At 67.4% G+C, this 20,672-nt stretch carries 18 protein-coding genes; 9 read left to right on the top strand and 9 right to left on the bottom strand.

The window, feature by feature from the left end; all coding sequences use genetic code 11:
* The 8 genes from VN419_RS13450 to VN419_RS13415 form a co-directional block, all read right to left on the bottom strand.
* The coding region (locus VN419_RS13450) for a DNA polymerase III subunit delta (protein ID WP_325647729.1) at positions 1–993 on the bottom strand (993 nt) is incomplete at its 3' end.
* Positions 994–1,002: 9 nt separating this feature from the next.
* The gene (gene lptE, locus VN419_RS13445; RefSeq protein WP_325647728.1) at positions 1,003–1,548 is read right to left on the bottom strand and encodes an LPS assembly lipoprotein LptE; all 546 of its coding nucleotides are present in this window, start codon (positions 1,546–1,548) and stop codon (positions 1,003–1,005) included.
* A 23-nt stretch (positions 1,549–1,571) separates the two neighbouring features.
* On the bottom strand, positions 1,572–4,094 hold the full coding sequence (gene leuS / locus VN419_RS13440) for a leucine--tRNA ligase (RefSeq protein ID WP_325647727.1): 2,523 nt from the start codon (positions 4,092–4,094) through the stop codon (positions 1,572–1,574).
* Positions 4,095–4,134: 40 nt separating this feature from the next.
* Entirely contained in the window at positions 4,135–4,722 is a 588-nt protein-coding gene (gene nusB / locus VN419_RS13435) for a transcription antitermination factor NusB (protein ID WP_414652936.1), read from the bottom strand.
* A gap of 98 nt (positions 4,723–4,820) precedes the next feature.
* The gene (gene ribE, locus VN419_RS13430; RefSeq protein WP_325647726.1) at positions 4,821–5,291 is read right to left on the bottom strand and encodes a 6,7-dimethyl-8-ribityllumazine synthase; all 471 of its coding nucleotides are present in this window, start codon (positions 5,289–5,291) and stop codon (positions 4,821–4,823) included.
* 30 nt (positions 5,292–5,321) lie between these two features.
* The gene (locus VN419_RS13425) at positions 5,322–6,539 is read right to left on the bottom strand and encodes a bifunctional 3,4-dihydroxy-2-butanone-4-phosphate synthase/GTP cyclohydrolase II (RefSeq protein ID WP_325647725.1); all 1,218 of its coding nucleotides are present in this window, start codon (positions 6,537–6,539) and stop codon (positions 5,322–5,324) included.
* Between the two features lie 160 nt (positions 6,540–6,699).
* Positions 6,700–8,580 carry a diguanylate cyclase gene (locus VN419_RS13420; protein ID WP_325647724.1) on the bottom strand — a complete coding sequence of 627 codons (1,881 nt, stop codon included), beginning with the start codon at positions 8,578–8,580 and terminating at the stop codon, positions 6,700–6,702.
* A gap of 166 nt (positions 8,581–8,746) precedes the next feature.
* The gene (locus tag VN419_RS13415) at positions 8,747–9,949 is read right to left on the bottom strand and encodes a DUF2325 domain-containing protein (RefSeq protein ID WP_325647723.1); all 1,203 of its coding nucleotides are present in this window, start codon (positions 9,947–9,949) and stop codon (positions 8,747–8,749) included.
* A gap of 311 nt (positions 9,950–10,260) precedes the next feature.
* Here VN419_RS13415 and VN419_RS13410 point away from each other — a divergent pair, with 311 nt between their 5' ends.
* The 9 genes from VN419_RS13410 (at position 10,261) to VN419_RS13370 (ending at position 19,289) form a co-directional block, all read left to right on the top strand.
* On the top strand, positions 10,261–10,866 hold the full coding sequence (locus VN419_RS13410; RefSeq protein ID WP_325647722.1) for a cysteine hydrolase family protein: 606 nt from the start codon (positions 10,261–10,263) through the stop codon (positions 10,864–10,866).
* Positions 10,824–11,072, top strand: coding sequence for a hypothetical protein (locus VN419_RS13405; RefSeq protein WP_325647721.1), 249 nt, complete (start codon positions 10,824–10,826; stop codon positions 11,070–11,072). The genes VN419_RS13410 and VN419_RS13405 overlap by 43 nt, the downstream gene beginning before the upstream one ends.
* Positions 11,073–11,076: 4 nt before the next feature.
* Positions 11,077–12,648 carry an SDR family oxidoreductase gene (locus VN419_RS13400; RefSeq protein WP_325647720.1) on the top strand — a complete coding sequence of 524 codons (1,572 nt, stop codon included), beginning with the start codon at positions 11,077–11,079 and terminating at the stop codon, positions 12,646–12,648.
* Entirely contained in the window at positions 12,645–13,853 is a 1,209-nt protein-coding gene (gene cbiD / locus VN419_RS13395; protein ID WP_325647719.1) for a cobalt-precorrin-5B (C(1))-methyltransferase CbiD, read from the top strand. Before VN419_RS13400 ends, cbiD begins: the two co-directional genes overlap by 4 nt.
* 9 nt (positions 13,854–13,862) lie before the next feature.
* A complete protein-coding gene (cbiE, locus tag VN419_RS13390; protein WP_325647718.1) occupies positions 13,863–15,119 on the top strand; it encodes a precorrin-6y C5,15-methyltransferase (decarboxylating) subunit CbiE in 1,257 nt (418 codons plus the stop codon).
* 14 nt (positions 15,120–15,133) lie between these two features.
* Entirely contained in the window at positions 15,134–16,180 is a 1,047-nt protein-coding gene (locus VN419_RS13385) for a cobalt-precorrin 5A hydrolase (protein WP_325647717.1), read from the top strand.
* 16 nt (positions 16,181–16,196) lie between these two features.
* A complete protein-coding gene (gene cobJ / locus VN419_RS13380; protein ID WP_325647716.1) occupies positions 16,197–16,979 on the top strand; it encodes a precorrin-3B C(17)-methyltransferase in 783 nt (260 codons plus the stop codon).
* A gap of 166 nt (positions 16,980–17,145) precedes the next feature.
* Positions 17,146–17,550 (top strand): cytochrome c3 family protein, encoded by a 405-nt coding sequence (locus tag VN419_RS13375; protein WP_325647715.1) that lies wholly within the window; start codon positions 17,146–17,148, stop codon positions 17,548–17,550.
* Positions 17,551–17,624: 74 nt separating this feature from the next.
* Positions 17,625–19,289, top strand: coding sequence for a hypothetical protein (locus tag VN419_RS13370; RefSeq protein ID WP_325647714.1), 1,665 nt, complete (start codon positions 17,625–17,627; stop codon positions 19,287–19,289).
* Between the two features lie 87 nt (positions 19,290–19,376).
* Here the strand turns inward: VN419_RS13370 and VN419_RS13365 are convergent, their stop codons facing one another.
* Complete coding sequence (locus VN419_RS13365; protein WP_325647713.1) at positions 19,377–20,492, bottom strand: HD domain-containing phosphohydrolase; 1,116 nt, start codon at positions 20,490–20,492, stop codon at positions 19,377–19,379.
* Between the last annotated feature and the right edge of the window lie 180 nt (positions 20,493–20,672).

Below are 20,672 nucleotides of genomic sequence, written 5' to 3'. Positions count from 1 at the left end.
GAGCTGCGCCACGTAGGATTCCAGGGTGTCGTCGGGCCTGCGCGCCCCGCTGATGACGCCGAGGTTGGCGTCGAGCGTCAGCTCGATGATCCGGGCGATGCCCGCGCGGCCCAGCCTGCGCGCCATCTGCGTCAGGGCGGGCTTGTCGCGCGGGTTCATGCGCACCTTGTGCTCCTCGCCCTCGTTCAGCATCCACATCTGCCGGGCCTGCCAGGACACGTAGCCCAGGAGCTGGAACAGGATCTTGTCGCCGCCGGGGCGCAGGTGGTCGTCCAGCACGCGGGCCCAAACGGCGCGCAGGGCTTCGGGGTCGGACTCCGGCGTTGTGGCCAGGCCCTTCATGAAGTCGAAGAAATCCATGTCCCCGTGGGGGGCGATGAGTTCGGCCATCTGCGCTTCCACGCGGCGTCCATCGCCTGCGGCAAGCTCCAGCTTGTCCAGCTCGAGCCCGGCGGCCAGGGCGTCGTGGGGCAGGGCGCAGATGAGCGCCTGCCGGGCCGCGGCGTCCAACTCCAGGCCCTTGTCCTTGGCCCAGGCATCGATGAACTTGGGCAGGGTGGCGTCGGTCAGGCCAGGCGACTGCCACAGCCAGGCGTTGGCTTCCGCCGCCTGCCACAGCTTGCGCTTGGGCAGGAACACGGGCACCGGGACCTTGCCGTCCTTCCAGCGCCCCTCCAGGCAGAACACGGGCAGCACGGTGGAGGCCGTCTGGCGGATGGCCTCGTCCAGGCGGTCCCAGACTTCAGCCTTGAGGCTTTCGGCCCGGCGCAGCACCAGCACGGTGGGAGTGGAGAAAAGGTTCTGGATGGTCAGCTCGCCCCAGTAGGCCTGGGGAAAGGGCTCGTCGTCGCCCCAGAAGACCTTGCGTGCCACGCTGTCTGCCGGGCCCAGGCCAGCGGCCAGTTTGGCCACCTGGCGGCGTAAAAGCTCCGCGTCCGGGCAGATGAGGAAGCGGTGGCCACGGCGGGTGGAGGTCGGTGGGGCCAGGGCCATGCCGCGCTCCTAGTAGTTTTCGGTAATCAGGTCGGTCATACGGCGCACCAGCTGGTCGGTGAGGCGCATGTCCGCGCCGTCGGAATCGCCTGGATAGAAGGACTCGCTCTGCGACTGCTCGCCGGAGTCCCAGATGACCGCTCCATCCGACGCGCGGGTAATGCGGAAGACCACGACGATGCCGGTGGCCAGCTTCACGCTCTGGTCCGACTGGCCGGAAACCGAAGTGGAGCGCGTGTAGCGCTTGATGATGATGGTGAGATAGCTGGTGGCCTTGGCACGCTCGGTCCAGGTCACCAGACGGCGGCGGTTGAACTCGTCGCGGGTGAGTGAGCGCAGCCGGGCCTCAAGCCAGGCCTCGGTGGTGGGGTTCTCCACGCGCACCAGGTTCATCAGGCGCAGGTCCGGGGACAGGCGCGAGGCGGCCTCGGTGCCATCTGACGGGCCGGAGCCCGTGAACGAGTACCCGCAGCCGCACAGGGCCAGGATCATGGCCACGAAAAGCGCCAGCCGCAGGGCCGGGACGCATGAAAAAAGGCGCGAAACGCTGCGCATGACGAGCCTCCCCATTGGGCCGGTTAGCCGGCCACCACGTTCACCAGTTTGCCGGGCACCACGATGACCTTCCTGATGCTCTTGCCCTCAAGGTGCTTGAGCACGTTCTCATGGGTCATGGCCACCTGGCGCACGCTCTCCTGGTCGGCCTCGGCGGGCACGGTGAGCCGCCCACGCACCTTGCCGTTCACCTGCACCACCAGCTCGATCTCGTCCTTCACCAGGGCGGACTCGTCGTACCCGGGCCAGGGCATGGTGGCCAGCTGGCCCGTGTGGCCCATGTGGACCCAGAGTTCCTCGCACAGGTGCGGGGCCACGGGGGAAAGCAGGGTAAGCACCGTGGAAAGGGCCGAGGACAGCACCTCAGCGCCTCCGGGGGCATCCTTCAGGGCGTCCTTCACGGCGTACATTTCGTTCACCAGCTCCATGAGCGCGGCAATGGCCGTGTTGAACTGGAACTTGTTCTCCATGTCGCGGGTGACCTTGCGCACGGAGTCGTGCTCCTTGCGGCGCAGGTCCTTGGCCGGGGCCGAAAGCTCGCCGCCGGAAGCGCCCGCCAGCGCGGAAAGCGGAGCCACGGGGCCGACGGCCTTGAGCGCGCCCGCGTCGGCCAGATCTTCGGCCAGGCGCCACACGCGGTTCAGGAAGCGGTAGGCCCCCTCGATGCCCGCGTCGCTCCACTCCAGGTCCTTTTCCGGCGGAGAGGCGAAGAGGATGAACAAACGCGTGGCATCGGCCCCGTACTTGCCGATCATGGAGTTCGGGTCCACCACGTTGCCCTTGCTCTTGCTCATCTTGGCGCCGTCTTTCAGCACCATGCCCTGGGTCAGCAGGTGCTTGAAGGGCTCGGCCTCGTCGGTGTAGCCCAGGTCGCGCAGCACCTTTACGAAGAAGCGGGAGTAGAGCAGGTGCAAAATGGCGTGCTCGATGCCGCCGATGTACTGGTCCACGGGCGACCAGTACTTGAGGGCCTCGCGGTCGAAGGGCGCGGCTTCGTTGCGGGCGCTGGTGTAGCGCAGGAAATACCAGCTCGACTCCATGAAGGTGTCGAAGGTGTCGGTCTCGCGCCGGGCCGGGCCGCCGCAGGTGGGGCAGGCGGTGTTCACGAAGCTTTCCAGCATGGGCAGGGGCGAGCGGCCGTCCTCGCGCACCTGCGCGTCCTCGGGCAGGCGCACGGGCAGCTGGTCCTCGGGCACGGGCACCAGACCGCACTTTTCGCAGTGCACCACCGGGATGGGCGCGCCCCAGAAGCGCTGGCGCGAGATGCCCCAGTCGCGCAGGCGGTAATTCACCGTGGGCTTGCCCAGCTTCTCCTTGCCCAGGTGCTCCACGATGACCTGCTTGGCCTGGTCGTTCTGCAGGCCGTCGAACTGGCCGGAGTTCACCAGGAAGCCGGGGTCGGAGTAAGCTTCGGTCATGGCCGCGGGGTCGAGGACCGTGTCCTTGGGCTGGATGACCACCTGCATGGGAAGATTGTACTTGCGGGCGAACTCGAAGTCGCGCTGGTCGTGGGCGGGCACGGCCATGACCGCGCCGGTGCCGTAGCCCATGAGCACGAAGTTGGCCACGTGGATGGGCATTTCCCGGCCGGTCAAGGGGTTCACGCAGTAGGCTCCGGTGAACACGCCCTCCTTCTCCAGGTCGTCGGCCCCGCGCTTGATGCGGTCCATGTTGGCCACATCGCGGCAGAAGGCGCGCACCGTGTCCGCGTGCTCGTAGCCTTCGATGAGCTTCTCCACCAGGGGGTGCTCGGCGGCCAGGCTCATGAAGGTGGCCCCGCACAGGGTGTCGGGCCTGGTGGTGAAGACGTCGATGCTGACGTCCATGCCCTTGACCTGGAAGGTGAGCTGCGCGCCCACGCTTTTGCCTATCCAGTTCTGCTGCATGGTGATGACGCGGTCGGGCCAGCTGCCCTCAAGCAGCTTCAGGTCGTCCAGCAGCTGGTCGGCGTAGGCGGTGATCTTGAAGAACCACTGCTCCAGCTGCTTCTGTTCGACCTCGCCGTCGCAGCGCCAGCACTTGCCTTCCTCCACCTGCTCGTTGGCCAGCACGGTGTTGCAGTTCTCGCACCAGTTCACGGGCGAGTTCTTGCGGTAGGCCAGGCCTTTCTCCAGCATCTGGATGAAGAAGCGCTGCTCCCACTTGTAATATTCCGGGCGGCAGGTGGCGATCTCGCGCCGCCAGTCGTAGGAATAACCCAGGCGCTTCAGCTGGGCGCGCATGTCGGCGATGTTCGAGTAGGTCCAGGCCGCCGGATGGGTCTTATTCTTGATGGCCGCGTTTTCCGCGGGCAGGCCGAAGGCGTCCCAGCCCATGGGGTGCAGCACGTTGTGGCCGCGCATGCGCTTGTAGCGGGCGACGACGTCGCCGATGGAGTAGTTCCGCACGTGCCCCATGTGGATCTTGCCCGAGGGGTAGGGGAACATCTCAAGCACGTAGTACTTGGGGCGCGCGGGGTCAGCCTCCACTTCGAAGCAGCGGGTCTCGTTCCAATTGTCCTGCCACTTCTGCTCAACCTGCTGCGGATCGTACTTGCCGAAACCCATCGTGCGTATGCCTCCCCTCGATGCGTGTGATGCGCGTGTGCTATTTGGCGGTGCCGGGCTTTTTCGCCGCCGTCTTCACGGCGGGCGCGTCGGCCTTGCTGGTGATTTTCTTGTCCGCGGCCCCGGCCGTCTTGGCGTCGGGCTTCATGTCCATCTTCTTGTCCAGGTCGCCCAGACGGCCCTGGTCCACGGCGCGGGCCACGGCGTCCAGAATGCCGTTGACAAAGGCGCGCGAGTTCTCGTCGCCAAAGGCCTTGGCCAACTCGATGGCCTCGTTGATGGCCACCTTGAGCGGGATGTCCTGGCGGTGCAGGATCTCGAAAAGGGCCAGGCGCAGGATGGCCAGCTCCACCTTGCCGATGCGGCCGATCTTCCAGTGGTCGGAGTGTTTGCCGATGACCTTGTCGATGTCGTCCAGGTGCTCGCAGATGCCCATGAACAGCTGGGAGGCGAAACTGACGGCCTCCTCGCTTTCATTGTCCATCACCGCCGGGTTGTCGGCGAAGGTGCGCCTGAGCGAGGCCTGGTCAATCTTGAAGTGCGGGTCGAAAGCGATCCCGAAGAGCACCTGAAAGGCCAGGGTGCGTCCCTGCCTGCGCGTGCCTTTGCGCTTGTCCGTTGTCGTCACCAGTTGCTCCTGCGCGAAAGGGGCCTGCCCTTTCTGATTCATGAAAAGTGCCCGCCGGAGAATGCCCCGGCGGGTGAAGTCGCTTGAGTGATGCCGCTTTAAAGCTGGGCGGCCACGCGGGCGGTTTCGAGCATGGCCATGGCGGCGTCCACGCCCTTGTTGCCGGCCTTGCTGCCGGCGCGTTCAATGGCCTGCTCCAGGTTGTCCGTGGTCAGAACGCCGAAGCCCAGCGGCATGCCGTACTCCATGCTCACCGCGGCCAGGCCCTTGGCGCATTCGTTCACCACCACGTCGAAGTGCGGGGTGGCGCCGCGGATGACCGCGCCCACGCAGACGATGCCGTCGTACTTGCCGCTTGCGGCCAGCTTTTTGGCGATGACCGGCATCTCGAAGGCGCCGGGAATCTTGACCAGGACCAGATCCTCGCGGCTGGCCCCGTGGCGCACCAGGGCGTCCACCGCGCCGCCGATGAGCTTGTCCACGATGAAGTCGTTGAAGCGGCTGGCGACGATGGCCACCTTGAGCCCCTTGGCGTCCAGCTGTCCTTCGATGGTCTTGATGTGCGGCATGTGGTCCTCCGTTGCGGAAGTGTGTGTGTCTTATTTCTCGGGCTGGCTGAAGGTCAGCATGTGGCCCATCTTGTCTTTCTTGGTGTGCAGGTAGCGCTCGTTCACGGAGCAGGCGGCCATCTCGATGGGCACGCGCTCCACGACCTTCAGGCCGTAGCCCTCAAGCCCCACGATCTTCTTGGGGTTGTTGGTCATGAGCTTCATCTGGCACACGCCCAGCGACACCAGGATCTGCGCCCCGGTGCCGTACTCGCGCAGGTCGGGCTTGAAGCCCAGCTTCACGTTGGCTTCAACGGTGTCGTAGCCCTCGTCCTGCAGGTGGTAGGCGCGGATCTTGTTGCCCAGGCCGATGCCCCGGCCTTCCTGGCGCATGTACAGAAGCACGCCCGCGCCTTCCTTCTCGATCATGCACATGGCCGCGGCCAGCTGGTCGCCGCAGTCGCAGCGCATGGAGCCGAACACGTCGCCGGTGAGGCATTCGCTGTGCACGCGCACCAGCACCGGCTTGTCCGGGGCGATGTCGCCCTTGTAGAGGGCGATGTGCGTGCGGCCGTCGGCCTCGGAGTGGAAGGCCGCGGTCTTGAACTGGCCCCAGCGGGTGGGCAGCTCGGCGTCGGCTATCTTGGTGATGGCCTTGCCGCCGAACTTCATGCGGTGCTTGATGAGATCGGACACGGAGCAGATTTTGAGGCCGTGCTCCTTGGCGAAGATCTCCAGGTCCGGCATGCGGGCCATCTGGCCGTCGTCGCGCATGATCTCGCAAATGACGCCCGCGGGCTTGCAGCCGGCCAAGCGCGCGATGTCCACGCTGCCCTCGGTCTGCCCGGCGCGCACCAGCACGCCGCCGCTGCGCGCGCGCAGCGGGAACACGTGGCCGGGGGTCACCACGTCGCCCGCCTTCACGCCGTCGGCCACGGCGGTCAGGATGGTGTGGCTGCGGTCAAAGGCGCTGATGCCGGTGGTCACGCCTTCGCGCGCCTCGATGGAGACGGTGAAATTGGTGCCGAACTTGGACTGGTTCGACTGGGCCATGAGCGGCAGCTCAAGGCGGTCGATCATGGCCGGTTCCATGGCCAGGCAGATGAGCCCGCGCCCGAACTTGGCCATGAAATTGATGATTTCAGGGGTGGTCTTCTCGGCCGCGACGACCAGGTCGCCCTCGTTCTCGCGGTCCTCGTCGTCGACCATGATGACCATCCGGCCCTGCCGGATATCCTCGATGGCTTCCTCTATGGTGCACAGGGGCATGGATGAACCTCTCTCGTAAGGGCGCTGCGGCGGCGCGAAGCCAGCCGGGCCGGATTCTCAAACAACGGAACCTGCTCATTTAGCCCAAAATCCTGCGGCTGTGAAGAGCGAATTTCTGTGTGGAAATGCGGATTGTTATGCGGCCTGGCCGCGCCTGGGGTCAGGCCTGGGCCACGCGGTCCCGGCCGCCCTGCTTGGCGGAATAGAGGGCGAGGTCGGCGCGCTTCATCAGCTCTTCCAGGGTGGAGTCCTCTCCGCTCATCTGGGCCACGCCGATGCTCACCGTGAAGCCGATGGCGTCTTCTCCGGCCTGCACGGGCCGTTCCTTCGCGGCGGCGCGCAGGCGCTCGGCCACGTGCATGGCCTGGGCCAGGCCGCTGTGCGGCAGCAGAATGCCGAACTCCTCGCCGCCAAGGCGGCCGAAGATATCCGTGGCGCGCAGAATTTCCTTGCTGCAGGCGGTGAGCGTCCTGAGGACCGCGTCGCCCGCGTCGTGACCGTAGGTGTCGTTGACCGTTTTGAAGTGGTCGAGGTCGAGCATCAGGAATGAGAGGTCCTGCCCGGCGCGCTTGCTCTCGAAGAACTGGGCCTCGGCCAGTTCCTGGAAGCTGCGGCGGTTGTCGATGCCCGTGAGGGCGTCGGTGCTCGCCTGGACGTTCAGCTCCTGCACCCGGTTTTCCAGCTTCATCTGCGTGTACTTGAACTCGGTTATATCGTTGTACAGCACGATGAAGCCCCGCAATCGGTCTCCCTCGAAATCGGGGATGTAGTGCACCATGGCGTGCAGGGTGGCGCCGTCCGCGCGGGTCAGCGTGCGCTGGAAGCGCTGGGGATTGCCCTGCAGCGCGGCCTGAATGTGCTGCTGGTTCTTGGCGTAAAGCTTGGGCCCGATGATGTGTTCCATGTTGGCTCCCAGGGCCTGCTCCCTGGTGAAGCCGAACCACTCCAGAGTGGCCGCGTTGGCGAAGGCGCAGCGAAGGTCCGTGGTCCAGTAGGCCACCATGCCGGGAATGTTGTCGGTGATGGTCTCCAGGATGCGCTGGTTGTTGGTCAGGGCCAGGGCCGCGCTGGCGCGCTCCTGTTCATGCTCCCGCAGGCGGCGCAGCCACGCCAGCCGGGTGAGCGCGGCGATGAACACCACAATGGCGAAGAACGCTCCATAAAACCGGGCGTGACCCCACACCGGCGCGCGCACGGCGGCCAGCTCGCGCGAGGCGATGACCACCAGATGGTTGTCCAGGGGCATCCCCTCCGGGGCGGTGTTGCACAGGGCGGCCATGCGCGGGTCGCCGGTGAAGACCGAGCGCCCCGTGAACACGTCGGCGGAGTTGCCGCTTCTGGCGTGGCGCTGGAAGAAGTTGTCGCCCTCCGCCAAGTTGCGACCCTCGAAGGTCTCGCCGCCCGGTACCATGACGAAGGCTTCGCCGTTCTGGTGGATGACGCTTGTGCGCATGTCCGGCGCATAGAGCACGGTGGTCAGCAGGCGCCGGAAAAAGGTGTGGTCCAGGGAGGCGGTGACCACGCCGAGGAACTTGCCGTTCCTGTCGTGGAAGGCGCGGCTTACGTTGATGACATAGGTTCCGAGGATGGTGTTGAAGGGCGGGGCCAGGGAGAGGATGCCCTCGGCGTGCCGCCGGCGCACGGTCTGGAAGTATTCCCGGTGGGCGAAATTCTGGCCCATGATCTCGACCCGGTTGGAGGCCACGATGGTGCCCTGCGCATCCAGGATGGACAGGGTGCGCACGCCCGGCATGCCGCTTGAGAGGGTTTCCAGCCACCGGTTGATGTCGATCCTGCCTTTGTGCAAGGTCCAGTCTTCGGCAAGGTCTCCCAGCACGTCGCGCATGGCCAGCAGCTCCTGGTCGATGAGCTGCGACACCACCCGCGCCTGGCCCAGCAGGCGCTCACGCTCGAAGTCCTCGGTGCGCGTCATGTCCAGGTAGAGGCTTTGGGCCAGCAGGGCGGCGCAGACCAGCCACAGGAGCGTGAACAGCCCCCAGCGGGAGAGAAGCCGGGACGTTTTGGGTGCGGAGAGGCTCATGGTTGGGCGCCTTGGGGAGATTCTGTAACGCGTTCTGCGTCTATGCAATCTTATAGCATGCCCCTCCTTTCCGCAACGGACAAAGGCGCCAGGGGGGCGGTGCCTGGCGCCTTTGGGGATGATTGCCCCGCCTGGCGGCCGGTCGGGCCGCATGGACGGCCGCCCGCTACTGGCAGGACTTGTCCAGGGCGGCCAGGGAAGACGCCAGGCTGGACAGGCCCGACGACCGCGCGAACAGGACGGGCTTCATGCTGCCCTTGCACATGCGCTTCACCAGGGCGCAGGCCTCGTGGCTCACGCAGTCCACGGGGCAGACCACCGCGTCGGCGCGGGAAAGCAGCTGCTGCAAATGCTGGGGCGACTGTTCCACGCCGCCGTCGTGGTGCAGCACCTCGCAGCCGAAGCGTTCGCCCAGCAGGCGGTACTGGCCTTTCAAGCCGCTTCTGCCGCCCACGTAGAGCACGCACTTGCCGCGCAGGTGCGGGCAGGGGCAGGCGGCCGGGTCGTCACAGGCTCCGCCGCAGGGCGGCTTGGGCTGAAGGCCTTCCAAAAGGGCCAGTTCCAGGGCCTCCACCTCTCGGTCGCGTTCGGCCAGCTGGCTGCGCAGATAGGATTCCTCGCGGTAGCTGGTTTCGATGATCAGGGTCTGGCGGCGGGCCTCCGCCTGGGCCACCACGAGCCGGTCCTGCAGGTCCTCAAGCTGCGCGGCCAGAGCCTCGCGCTTGCCTTCCAGTTCGGCCACGCTGCGGGTCTCCAGCAGTTCGCGCAGGGAAAGGCGCTCACGTTCGAGCTTTTCGCGCCGGGCGCGCTCCTGGGTCAGTTCACGCTCCAACTCCAGGGTGCGGCGCTTCCATACGGCCACGGCGTCGCGCAGCACGGTTTTGCGCTCGGCCAGGGCGCTGCCGAGCTTCTCCACCCTGGCCTGGGCCTCGGCGAGCCTGCGCAGGTCGGCCCTGGTGCTTGCGCCCACCAGGTGCGAGAGCATGTGCACCTCGCCGTAGATCTGGGCCAGCAGCTTCTCGCTGGCGCCCTGGTGGCGCATGACGGCCCAGAACGCGCCGGGAATGTCGCCCGCGTCGGCCATTTCGGTCCACAGGGACCAGAGGGCCTCGTCGCCTTCGGCCTTGGCGAAGCGCTTCATCTGCCGTGAGAATTTGCGGTCCAGAAATTTCTGCACGATCTTGGCGGGCTTTTCCGGCCGTTTGGCCAGGGTGACGAAGCAGCCGTGCAGCTCGTAGTCAGAGGCGTTATGGGGCAGCACCAGCTGCACGCGGGAGGCCAGCTTGCGCAGCTCGGCCGTGGTCAGGCAGGTGCCGACGATGGGGCAGTGGTAGTCCGCGTGGTCCCACATGTTGCGTTTGAGCATCATAAGCGTGCCTCCTTGGGGTGCAGTGTGGTGGCCGGCCGCGCTGGGGCGGGGCTTGGCCATTTGTTGGTTGGGGAAATTTCGGTTTCGGCAAGCATGGTCCCCTGCCTAATTGAAAATGAAGTTCAATGTCAAGTGGTGTCTTTGAGCTTTGGCGCTGAATGTTTTTTGAAGTCTGAATATTATCGCCCGGTCGCAAAGCCTGGCCATTTTCCCGCCGAAATCCGACCTGTTTGGCGCATTGGCCTCGGCAAACAATGGTGGTAGGCCATCCGCCTGAACCAAAACCCCCGAAACATAGAGTGAGGATTTCCGTGAGTGAAGCTCTCGTTATCATAGATATTCAGAATGACTACTTCGAAGGGGGCCGCATGGAGCTTGTGGGTGCGGAGGAGGCCGCCCGGAAGGCCGCTTTCGTGCTGGGCCGGTTCCGCACCTTTGGGCTGCCTGTGGTGCATGTGCGCCACGAAAGCGTGCAACCGGGCGCGACGTTCTTCCTTCCCGGCACCACCGGCGCGGACATTCACCCCCTGGTCGCTCCGCTGGCGGGCGAGACCGTCATCAGCAAGCACGACCACAACGCCTTCCGGCACACGGAACTCATGGCCGTGCTGCAACGTTATACCGCCACACGGTTGACCATATGCGGCATGATGACGCATATGTGTGTTGATACCGGAGTGCGCGCGGCCTTTGATCTTGGCTTTCCCTGCCGCCTGGTGGCCGATGCCTGCGCCACGCGCGACCTTGAGTATGACGGGCGCGTCGTGCCCGCGGCTGACGTGCAGGCCGCGTTTCTGAGCGCTTTGGGCGCGGTATTCGCCAAGATCGTCAACGCCGCGGACATCGATTCAGCCAGCCATTGGAGGTCCTCATCGTGCGTAGCCAATCCCTTTTTGCCTGCTTCGGTCTCTCGCTGATTCTTGCGGGTGCGCTTGGCGGCTGCCTGCCCAAGTCCAAGGAATGGACCCACCCGCAGGTGGCCAGTCCGCGCAAGGAAGACCAGATGTTCGTGCAGGACACGCAGTTCTGCGAGGGCAAGATCGGCGCGCAGCCCCAGGGGCGCGAGCGCGACGCGGCCATGGCCGACTGTCTGACCCGCCTGGGTTGGCGGCGGCAGGAGTAGGGGCATGGAGCCCGGCACAGTCTTCATCGCCGGAGCCACGGGCTATGTGGGCGGGCGGCTTGCGCCGCTGCTGCTTGCGCGCGGCTATACCGTCCACGCCGGGGTGCGCAGCCCGCGAAAGCTGGCGGCGCGGCCCTGGGGCGCACACCCGAAGCTCAAGATCCTTCCCGCCGACGTGTCCAACCGGGACAGCCTGGCCAAGGCCATGCGCGGCTGCGCTGTGGCCTTCTACCTGGTGCACTCCATGGGCGCCGGGGGCGACTTCGCCCAGGCCGACCGCGAGGCGGCGGAGAATATGGCCCAGGCCGCGGCCGAGGCCGGGGTCTCGCGCATCATCTACCTGAGCGGCCTCGGCGGCGGGGAGACGGACAGCGGGCAGGACGGCCCGGAGCTTTCCGAGCACCTGCGTTCGCGGTCCGAGGTGGGGCGCATCCTTTCCGCCGGGCCGGTGCCAGCAACGGTGCTGCGTGCGGCGATCATCCTGGGCTCCGGCAGCGCCTCGTTCGAGATCATCCGCAGCCTGGTGGAGCGCCTGCCGGTCATGCTCACCCCGCGCTGGGTGCGCACGCGCTGCCAGCCCATCGCCATTTCCAACGTGCTGGGCTACCTGCTGGGCTGCCTGGAGAATCCGGCCACGGCCGGGCTGACGCTGGACATCGGCGGGCCGGAGGTCATCACCTATGGCGAGCTGTTCCGCATCTTCGCCCGCGCCGCGGGCATCCGCGCCCCGCTCGTCATTCCCCTGCCTTTTCTGACGCCCACCCTGAGCGCCTTCTGGGTCAACCTCATTACGCCCGTGCCCGCGCACCTCATCCGCCCGCTCATCGAGGGCCTGAGAAACGAGGTGGTCTGCCACGACAGGCGCATTCTGGACCTTGCGCCCCAGAAGCTTCTGTCCTGCTTTGACGCCATCGCCCTGGCCCTTTCCGAGGCCGAGCAAGGCCCCGCGCCCAGCTGCTGCTTCGACGCGGGCCACGCCTGCGCGCCGGACTTCTTGCCCGGCCGCACCCAATGCCCGGCGGAATGGACCAAGGCGGGCGACGCACCCTTTGCGGGCGGCGTGCTCTTCACGGCGGACTACGCCGTGACCCTGGACGCGCCCCCCGCGCGCATCTGGGACGCCGTGGCGCGCATCGGCGGCGACACGGGCTGGTACGCGGGCGACATCCTCTGGCGCATACGCGGCCTGGCGGACAAGCTCGTCGGCGGGCCTGGGCACATGCGCGGCCGGCGCGACCCTGAAGCCCTCGGCCCCGGCGACGCCCTGGACTTTTGGCGCGTGCTGGACGTGGAGCCGGGCAAGCGCCTGCTGCTCCTGGCGGAGATGAAGGTTCCCGGCGCGGCCACCCTGGAGCTGACCCTGTCCCCGGTGAGCTTCGCCGGGCAGGAGGCCACGCGCTTGTCGCTTTTGACCAGCTTCCGCCCGCGCGGCCTGTGGGGCCTGTGGTACTGGTGGAGCATGTACCCGGCCCACGGCCTGCTGTTCCCGGCCATGCTGCGCAATATCGCCCGCGCGGCCCACGCCCCGGTGCTAGACGGCCCCTTCAAGCTCATGGCCCACGGGGGCCACGGGTGAGCGGACGCGGCGCCGCCCGGCAGGGCAAAGGCCTGCGCGAGGGCTTCACCACCGGTTCCGCCGCGGCGGCCGCCGCGCGCGCGGCCACACTCTTCGCCCTTACGGGCGAGGCCCCTGCCCGCGTGGACATCCCCCTGCCCGCCCCGCACCAGGGACGCCTGAACATCACCATCGCCAGCGTGGCCGACGATGGCTTGAGCGTGCGCGCGGCCGTCATCAAGGACGGCGGCGACGACCCGGACGCCACCCACGGTGCGCGCATCGAGGCCGTGGTGACCCTGGACCCGGCCTTTTCCGGCGTGGGGCCGCATGTGCTCATCGGCGGCGGCCCGGGCGTGGGCACGGTCACGCTGCCCGGCCTGCCTGTGGAGGTGGGAAGCGCGGCCATCAACCCCGGCCCCCTGGAGCAGATCCGCGCGAGCGTGCTGGAGGTGCTGCCGGACTATTTCAAGGGCATCGCACTCGTGGTCATAGAGGTTCCCGGTGGCGAGGACATCGCCACACACACCCTGAACCCGCGCCTGGGCATCGTGGGCGGCATCTCCATCCTCGGCACAGGGGGCATTGTGCGGCCCTACAGCCACGGGGCCTGGGCCGAGTGCGTGGCCCGCAGCCTGGATGTGGCCAGGGCCGCCGGGCAGACGACGGCCGTAATGACCACGGGCCGCCGCAGCGAGCGCTTTTTTCAGGAATTCCACCCCATTGCGCCAGACCTCTGCCTGGTCCAGGCGGCGGATTTTTTCGCCCACGCCCTGCGCGCCGCTGTGGAGCGCGGTTTCACCACCGTCATCTGGGCCGTGTTCTTCGGCAAGCTGGTGAAGCAGGCCCAAGGCTTCGAGAACACCCACGCGCGCAAGGCGGAGCTGGACTTCGGCCTGCTGGCCCGCTGGGCGGCGGAAGCCGGGGCGGATGCCGCGGCGCAAACGGCCATCGCCCAGGCCAACACGGCCGCCCAGGCCCTGGCGCTTTTGCCGCCGGACGCGGGGCGCAGGCTCGCGGCGCTGCTGGTGGCGGAGGCCAAGAAAGCAGCCGGGGAGCACCTGCGCCGGGCCGGCTTGGCCCCACTGGACGTGCGCTATGTGGTGTTCGACATGGCCGGAACCCGATCCGCAGACGGGGCCGGGAAAACCCTCTACGCAGACGGGATTTCGCCTGCGCTCTTTTCCCCTGTTCTCCCCCTTCACCCCGGCGCGGGTTCGCGATAAGGGAACCTCATGTTCGACAAATGCCCGAATCCTGTTCACGTCATTGGCTTGCGGCCCGGCGCGCTCACCCCGCCTCCGGGCGTGGAGGACATTTTGGCCCGCGCCCAGGTGCTGGTGGCCGGGCGCAGGCTTTTGGACGCCGCCCCGCGCCGCTGCCAGCCAGAGCGCAGCATCCCCGTGGCCGGGCCCCTTTCGCCCATCCTGGACGAAATCGCGCGCGAACGCGCGGCGGGCAAGGCCGTGGTGGTGCTGGCCGATGGCGACCCCCTGTTCTTCGGCCTGGGCAAGCGCCTCATTGAGGCCCTGGGCGCGCCGTGCGTGGTGGTGCACCCCAACCTGTGCACCCTGCAGATGGCCGCGGCCCGCGTGGGCCTGCCCTGGCACGACGTGCGCGTGGTCTCCCTGCACGGCCGCAGCGACTTCACCCCGCTGTTCGCCGCCCTGGCGCGCTTCGAGCGCATCGCCGTGTTCACCGATCCCGAACACGGCCCGGCGGTCATCGCCCAGGCCCTGCTCGAGCGCGGCGTGGTGGACGCCCAGCTCATCGTGCTGGAGAACCTGGGCGGAGCAGGGGAGACCGCCCGCCGCCTGCGCCTGGAGGAAGCCTGGGACCTGCCCTTCTCGGACCTGAATCTGGTTCTGGTGGAGCGCACCGCGCCCCCGGAGATCCCGCTCATGCTGGGCATCCCGGACCACTACTACTTCCACGAGAAAGGGCTCATCACCAAGCTGGCCGTGCGCGCCGCGGGCCTGGCCATGCTGGGCGTCATGCCCGATTCCGTGGTCTGGGACCTGGGCGCGGGCTGCGGCTCCGTGGCCATCGAGGCCTCGCACCTGGCCCCGGAGGGCCGGGTCTTCGCCGTGGAGCGCGAACCGCGCCGCGCGGCCATGATCCGCGAGAACGTGCGGCGCATCGGGGCCTGGCTGGTGGAGACCGTGCAGGGCGAGATGCCCGAAAGTCTGGTTGAGCTGCCCGATCCGGACCGCGTGTTCATCGGCGGCGGCCTGGGCGAGAACACCCGCGCCCTGGCCCACGCCTGCCGCAAGCTCAAGCCCGGCGGCCGCGTGGTGGTGCACGCCATCCTGCTCGATACGCTCATGCGCGTGAAAGAGTATTTCCAGACCCACAACTGGAACTTCGGCGTCACCCAGTTGCAGGCGAGCACGGCGGACCGCCTGGCCGGAGACTTCCGCCTGCGCGCCCAGAACCCGGTGTTCATCATCTGGGCCGACAAGCCCGCGCCGCCCCAGCCGCCCCTGCCGTGAGGGCCGGACCTGACGTGGCAGCCGCACACAGAACCGCGCTGTACGCCCTGAGCGCCGCCGGGCTGGAACTGGCCCTGCGGCTGGCCGGGCCGCTTGAGGCCGTGGTCTATGCCCCGGAACGGCTGGCAGGCGGCCGCGCCGAGCCCTTTGAAAACCTCTCCGCCCTCATGGCCGAGGCCTTCACGCGCTATGAGCGCCACGTGTTCGTGGGTGCGGTGGGCATCGCCGTGCGGGCCATCGCCCCGCACCTGAAGGACAAGACCGGCGACCCGGCCGTGGCGGTCCTTGATCTTTCCGCGCGCTTCGCCGTGAGCCTCGTCTCCGGCCACGCGGGCGGAGCCAACGAGCTGGCGCGCGAGCTGGCGCGCCTCACGGGGGCGACCGCCGTCATCACCACGGGCACGGATGTTTGCGGCTTGCCCGGCGTGGACGAGCTGGCCGCGGCGCGGGGCATGGCGGTGGAGAACACGGGCGCGGTGAAGGCTGTTTCCGCGGCGCTTTTGGAGGGCCGCCCGGTGCAGTTGTTCGATCCCGAGGCGCGGCTGCTGGACGGTGAGGACGCGGGCGGGCTTCTTGTACCCACGCGGCCCGAGGCCTGGGACGCGGACGCGCCGGGCGTATGGTGCCACTGGCGCGCGGGCGGCGAGTTTCCGCAGACCTTCCGGGCCTATCCGCGCTGCCTGTGCGTGGGCCTGGGCAGCCGCAAGGGCGTGGACGAGCGGACCATCCTTGCGCACGCGGAGCAGGTCTTTGCGCAGCACGGCCTGGCGCGCCAAAGCGTCATCGCCGTGGGCACGGCGAGCATAAAGCGTGCTGATCCGGGGATTTGTGCCGCCGCCGCGGCCCTTGGCCCGGAAGTTGTATTTTTTGATCCGGAAGCCCTGGCGAAAGTGGAAGCCGCCGGGCAGTCCGAGACGGTCAAACGGCGCGTGGGCACCGGCAGCGTGTGCGAGGCCGCGGCATTGCTGCTCGCGGGAGCCGATGAGCCGCTGGTGCCCAAGGTCAAGGCGGAAGGCGTCACCTGCGCGGTGGCGCTGAAACCGGCAAAGCGCCGGGCATAAGGAACAGGGAGAACACGTGACGAAGCGCATCACCGTTATCGGCCTGGGGCCGGGAGACGCGGGCCTTTTGCCGCCCATGGCCAGGCAGGCCCTCGAACGGGCCAAAGCCATCGTGGGCTACAAGGGCTACATCGCCCTGCTGGAGCCGGAGATCCTGGAGGGGCGGCAGGTGCTGTCCACGGGCATGACCGGCGAGGTGGAGCGCTGCAACGCGGCCATCGACCTGGCGCTCTCCGGCGTGGAGACCGTGGTGGTGTCGAGCGGCGACGCGGGCGTGTACGCCATGTCCGGTCTGGTGCTGGAGCTTCTGGAAACGCGCGGGCTTTTGGACAGCGTGGACTTCGAGGTGGTGCCGGGCATTCCGGCCCTGTGCGCGGCGGCGGCGCTCCTCGGCGCTCCGCTCATGCACGACTTCGCGGTCATCAGCCTGTCTGATCTGCTCACGCCCTGGGAGCTCATCGAACGGCGCCTGGCGGCCGCGGCCGCTGCCGACTTCGTCGTGGTGCTGTACAACCCGCGCTCCGGCAGGCGCACGGACCAGCTGCCCCGCGCCCTGGCGGTGCTGGCCTCGGCAAAGCCGGGAACCACGCCCGTGGGGCTGGTGAAGCGCGCCTTCCGGCCCGGGCAGGAGGTCATCGCCACCACGCTCGCGGCCCTGGATGTGGAGGCCGTGGACATGCAGAGCATCCTGGTGGTGGGCAATTCGGCCACGCGCATGGCGGGCAGCCGCATGCTCACCCCGCGTGGATACGCAGGGAAGTACGCACTGGCGAAGTGCGGAGAGGCCGCAGGCTCGTGAAAAAAATCCCGGAAAAGTGTGCCGTCTCCCTTGCCAGGAAGCGCCGTTTGGGAGTATCTGGTTCACTGTTCGTCTCGGAATGTCCCCCTGGGTACACGGGGGGATGCTTCCATAAGGCTGTGGTAGAGTGGAGTTCCACGTACGTGAAGAAGGAGGATTGAGGAGCATGAAACGTTCTCTCTTTATGAGCCTGGTCGTTGCTGCCCTGGCTTGCGCCCTGGCGCTGCCCCTGTATGCCGCCCCGGCCAAAAAGGCCCCGGATGCCGACATCACCTTCAAGGCCCCTGAGGGCATGAAGATGACCAAGTCCCTGGTGAAGTTCCCGCACAAGAAGCACGCTGAAGTGAAGTGCGCCGACTGCCACCACAAAAAGGACGCCAAGGGCAACGAATACGCCAAGTGCGATGCCAAGGGCTGCCATGACAACCTGACCGCCAAGCAGGGCAAGGATTCCTACTACAACGCTTTCCATGGCAACACTGCCAAGTCTTGCGTTGGCTGCCACAAGGCCAAGAAGGAAGCCAAGCCGAACGTTCCCACCGCTTGCGACAAGTGCCATCCGAAGGCCTAGCAAGACGCACGCTCACCAAGGGGGTTGCGCAAGCGGCCCCCTTTTTTTAACTTTTCCTCCTGGAGGAGAAGACCATGCCGCCGATTTCCTCTTCGCATGACGACGCCTTCGACCTTGACGGCCTGGACCTGAAGCCCTCCGGAGCGAAATCCAAGGCCGCCGAGAGCGATTTCGAAAAAGAGCTTGAGGCCCTGTTCGCCGAGGATCTTGCCTCGTCCGACGAGAAGCCCGCTTCCGCACCCCCAGTGGGCGGACCGGAATTCGAGGAGGACGCGCTGCTGCTCGACGATCTGGTGACCGACGAGCCCGCCAGCGCCATCACGCCCGACCTCGCCTCCGATGGGGACGCGGACGACATTCTTGATCTTTCCGCCTTCGCCGATGGCGGTGAGATGGATCTGACCCCGCCGGACGAGACTCCGGGCGGCAAGGATGGCGACATCGACATTTCCGGTCTGGACGACTTGATCTCCGGTCTGGGCGACAAGAAGCCCGCGCCCCAGGCTCCGCCTCTTGAGGTCGAGCCCCTGGACAGCACGGATATGGCCGATCTGCTGGAGACCTTGGACGTGCCCAAGGCGGCGGCCAAGCCCGCGCCCGAAGCCGCCGAAGCAGAGGACGACCTGCTTGAGCTTTCCCTGGGAGACCTGGTGGAGGACGAGCCCGGCGCTTCCGGCTTCGACGCGGACGCCCTTGCCGCCTCCATCGCCGAAGAAGCCCTGACTCCGGAGCCGGTTGCCGACGACGAGTCCGTCCTCGACCTGACCCTGCCCGACCTCTCCGATCCCGACCCGGGCCGCGATCTCATTGCGGAGCAGGAACAGGCCGACATGGGCGGCGATCTCAACCTTTCCCTGCCGGACATCACCCTGTCGGACATCGGGGACCACCAGCCCGAAGCTGCGGCAGACGCAGGCTTGGACCAGGCCCTTGATGTGGACGACCTGGACATGAGCGGGCTCATGGAGGGCATCGAGACCTCCGCGGGCGAGCCGGAGCCGGAACTGTCCCTTGATCCCCAGGATCTGCTGGCCCAGATTCCCGAAGCCGCGCCCCTGGCCGCGCAAGCGCCTGGGCAGGCGGCAGAGGCGGTTGACGCGCCCGCTGCCGAGCCGGAGCTTGACCTTGAGCCTGTGGCCGCGCCCGTGGTCGAAGCGGTGAAGGAAGAGCCCTTGCCCCTGGCCGATGCCGCCCTTGGCGCGGCAGTGGCCGGAGCGGCAGTGGCGGTCGCCCTTGCCGCCGAACCCGCCCCCTCCGAAGTCCCCGCGGCCGAGCCTGCGCCAGCAGTGGCCCCGGCGGCCCCGGCGGGCAGTGTGGAGGCCCGCCTGGCCGAACTGACTACACAGATCATGGGCAACAGCGTGGCCGTGGTGCGCCTGGAAGGCCAGCTGGCCGAGCGCGAGAAGACCCTGGCCGAGATGGAGACGCGTCTTGCCGCCGCCCAGGACGAGGCCCAGGCCTTGCGCACGGAGCTTACCGCCCTGCGCGCGGAGCTTGAGGACAGCCTCGGCGCGCGCGTGGCCGAGGTGGGTGACAAGGCCGATGCCCTGGGCGTCCGCGTGGAGGGGGCCGAGAAATCCGCCGCCGCCACGGGCGAGCGTTTGGCCCTGCTGGAAGACCGCCAGACCCAGCTGGACCGCGAGATCTTCTCTGAGATCTCCAGAGCCGTCCCGCGCGAGGCCGCCCGCGTCATCCGCGAGGAGATCGCCCATCTGGCCGCGTCCATGCGTGACGAGTAGGCGCGGAGCTGAATTAAACCAGCCTGAAGCACACAAAAAAGGCCGCTCCAACCGGGGCGGCCTTTTCTTTTGCGCGCGGCGCGGGCGTTACAGGGCGTTCACCGGCACCAGCACGGTGACGGGCTCCACGATCTCGAACGAGCGCGTGGACTCGATGAGCCGGTAAATGTTGTTTTCGTTCAGCTCCGCGTCCTTGGCCAAAAGCAGCATGCCGTCCACGGAGACGATGCTCTCCTCCAGGATCATGTTGGCCTTCAGGTCGCGCATGGTCACGCGCTTGCGCACGTAGCCCGTGTCCACGGGAATGGTGCTCTCGAAGGCCGCCAGAATCTCCGGGTCGTAGACTCCCTTCACCCCGGCCATCTGGGTGAAGATGGACGCGGCGGGCAGGCCACGGTTCAGCAGCATGTCGTAGTCCAGCACCACCTTGAGCACCCGCGCGCCAAAGGGCGGCGTGGCGTCGAAACGGGCGTGCTGCTTCTTGATGATCTCGGCCACCAGGGCCATGCGCGGAATGTTGGCCAGCACGCCCGCGCCGATGGTCGGGTGGGTGTCGAACAGCTTGCGCTCGTCCGGGGCCAGATCCTTGCCCGCGGCGATCTTGTCCAGCACGATTTTGGGCAGGGAAACGCAGCCGATGTGCGAGAGCATGGCCGCCATGTCCACCTCCCAGAACTGGGGGATGAGGATGGCCTTGGACAGGCGGTGGACCAGGCCGCGTATGCGCAGGGCCCGGCCGAAGGCGGCCGGGTTGGCCAGGCTCAGCACGTCCGTCAGGGCCTGGATGGCTCCGTGCAGGGTGTCCTGCAGGAAGCTCTGTTCGGCGGTCTGCAGCTTGAACTGCTCCAGGCCAGCGTTCAGGTGCGCGGTCAGCCCGTCCACGGAGGCCGGCTTCACCACCACGCGGTAGGCCTTGCCGTCCTCCACCGCGTTCAGGGCCAGATCCACCTCCTGCCGCTGGACCATGACGAGCCCCACGGTCTGCGGATGCGCGATGCGGATGGCCGCGAGCAGGGCCAGACCGTCCTTCTTGCCCAGGCGCAGGTCCGTCAGCACCACGTCGAAGGGGCCGTTGGCGCGCACGGCCTTGAGGGCCTCCTCGACGCCAATGGCGCAGTGCAGGTCAAAGCGCTGGGCCAGCCGCTCCTGCGTGTTTCCAAGCGGGTTCGCCGCCGCCTCGACCATGAGAATTTTGCCCGGCATTCGTCCTCCAAAGGGGGCTCACCGCCCCGCGCATATGCTCCCTGAACGGGCGCAATACAGCTATGTGCAGCTCTGCGCAACTGCGTAAACGCGGCCACCGCACCCGGCGCGTCCGGGCGGGCGCCTCCGCCGCACTCGACGAAAGGGGGGGCGGCGTGGTATGGGGCGCGGATAAAACAA

Origin of the sequence: Humidesulfovibrio sp., from assembly GCF_035560995.1 — a bacterium.
GTDB lineage: Bacteria > Desulfobacterota > Desulfovibrionia > Desulfovibrionales > Desulfovibrionaceae > Humidesulfovibrio.
This window is presented reverse-complemented; position numbering and strand designations above follow the sequence as displayed.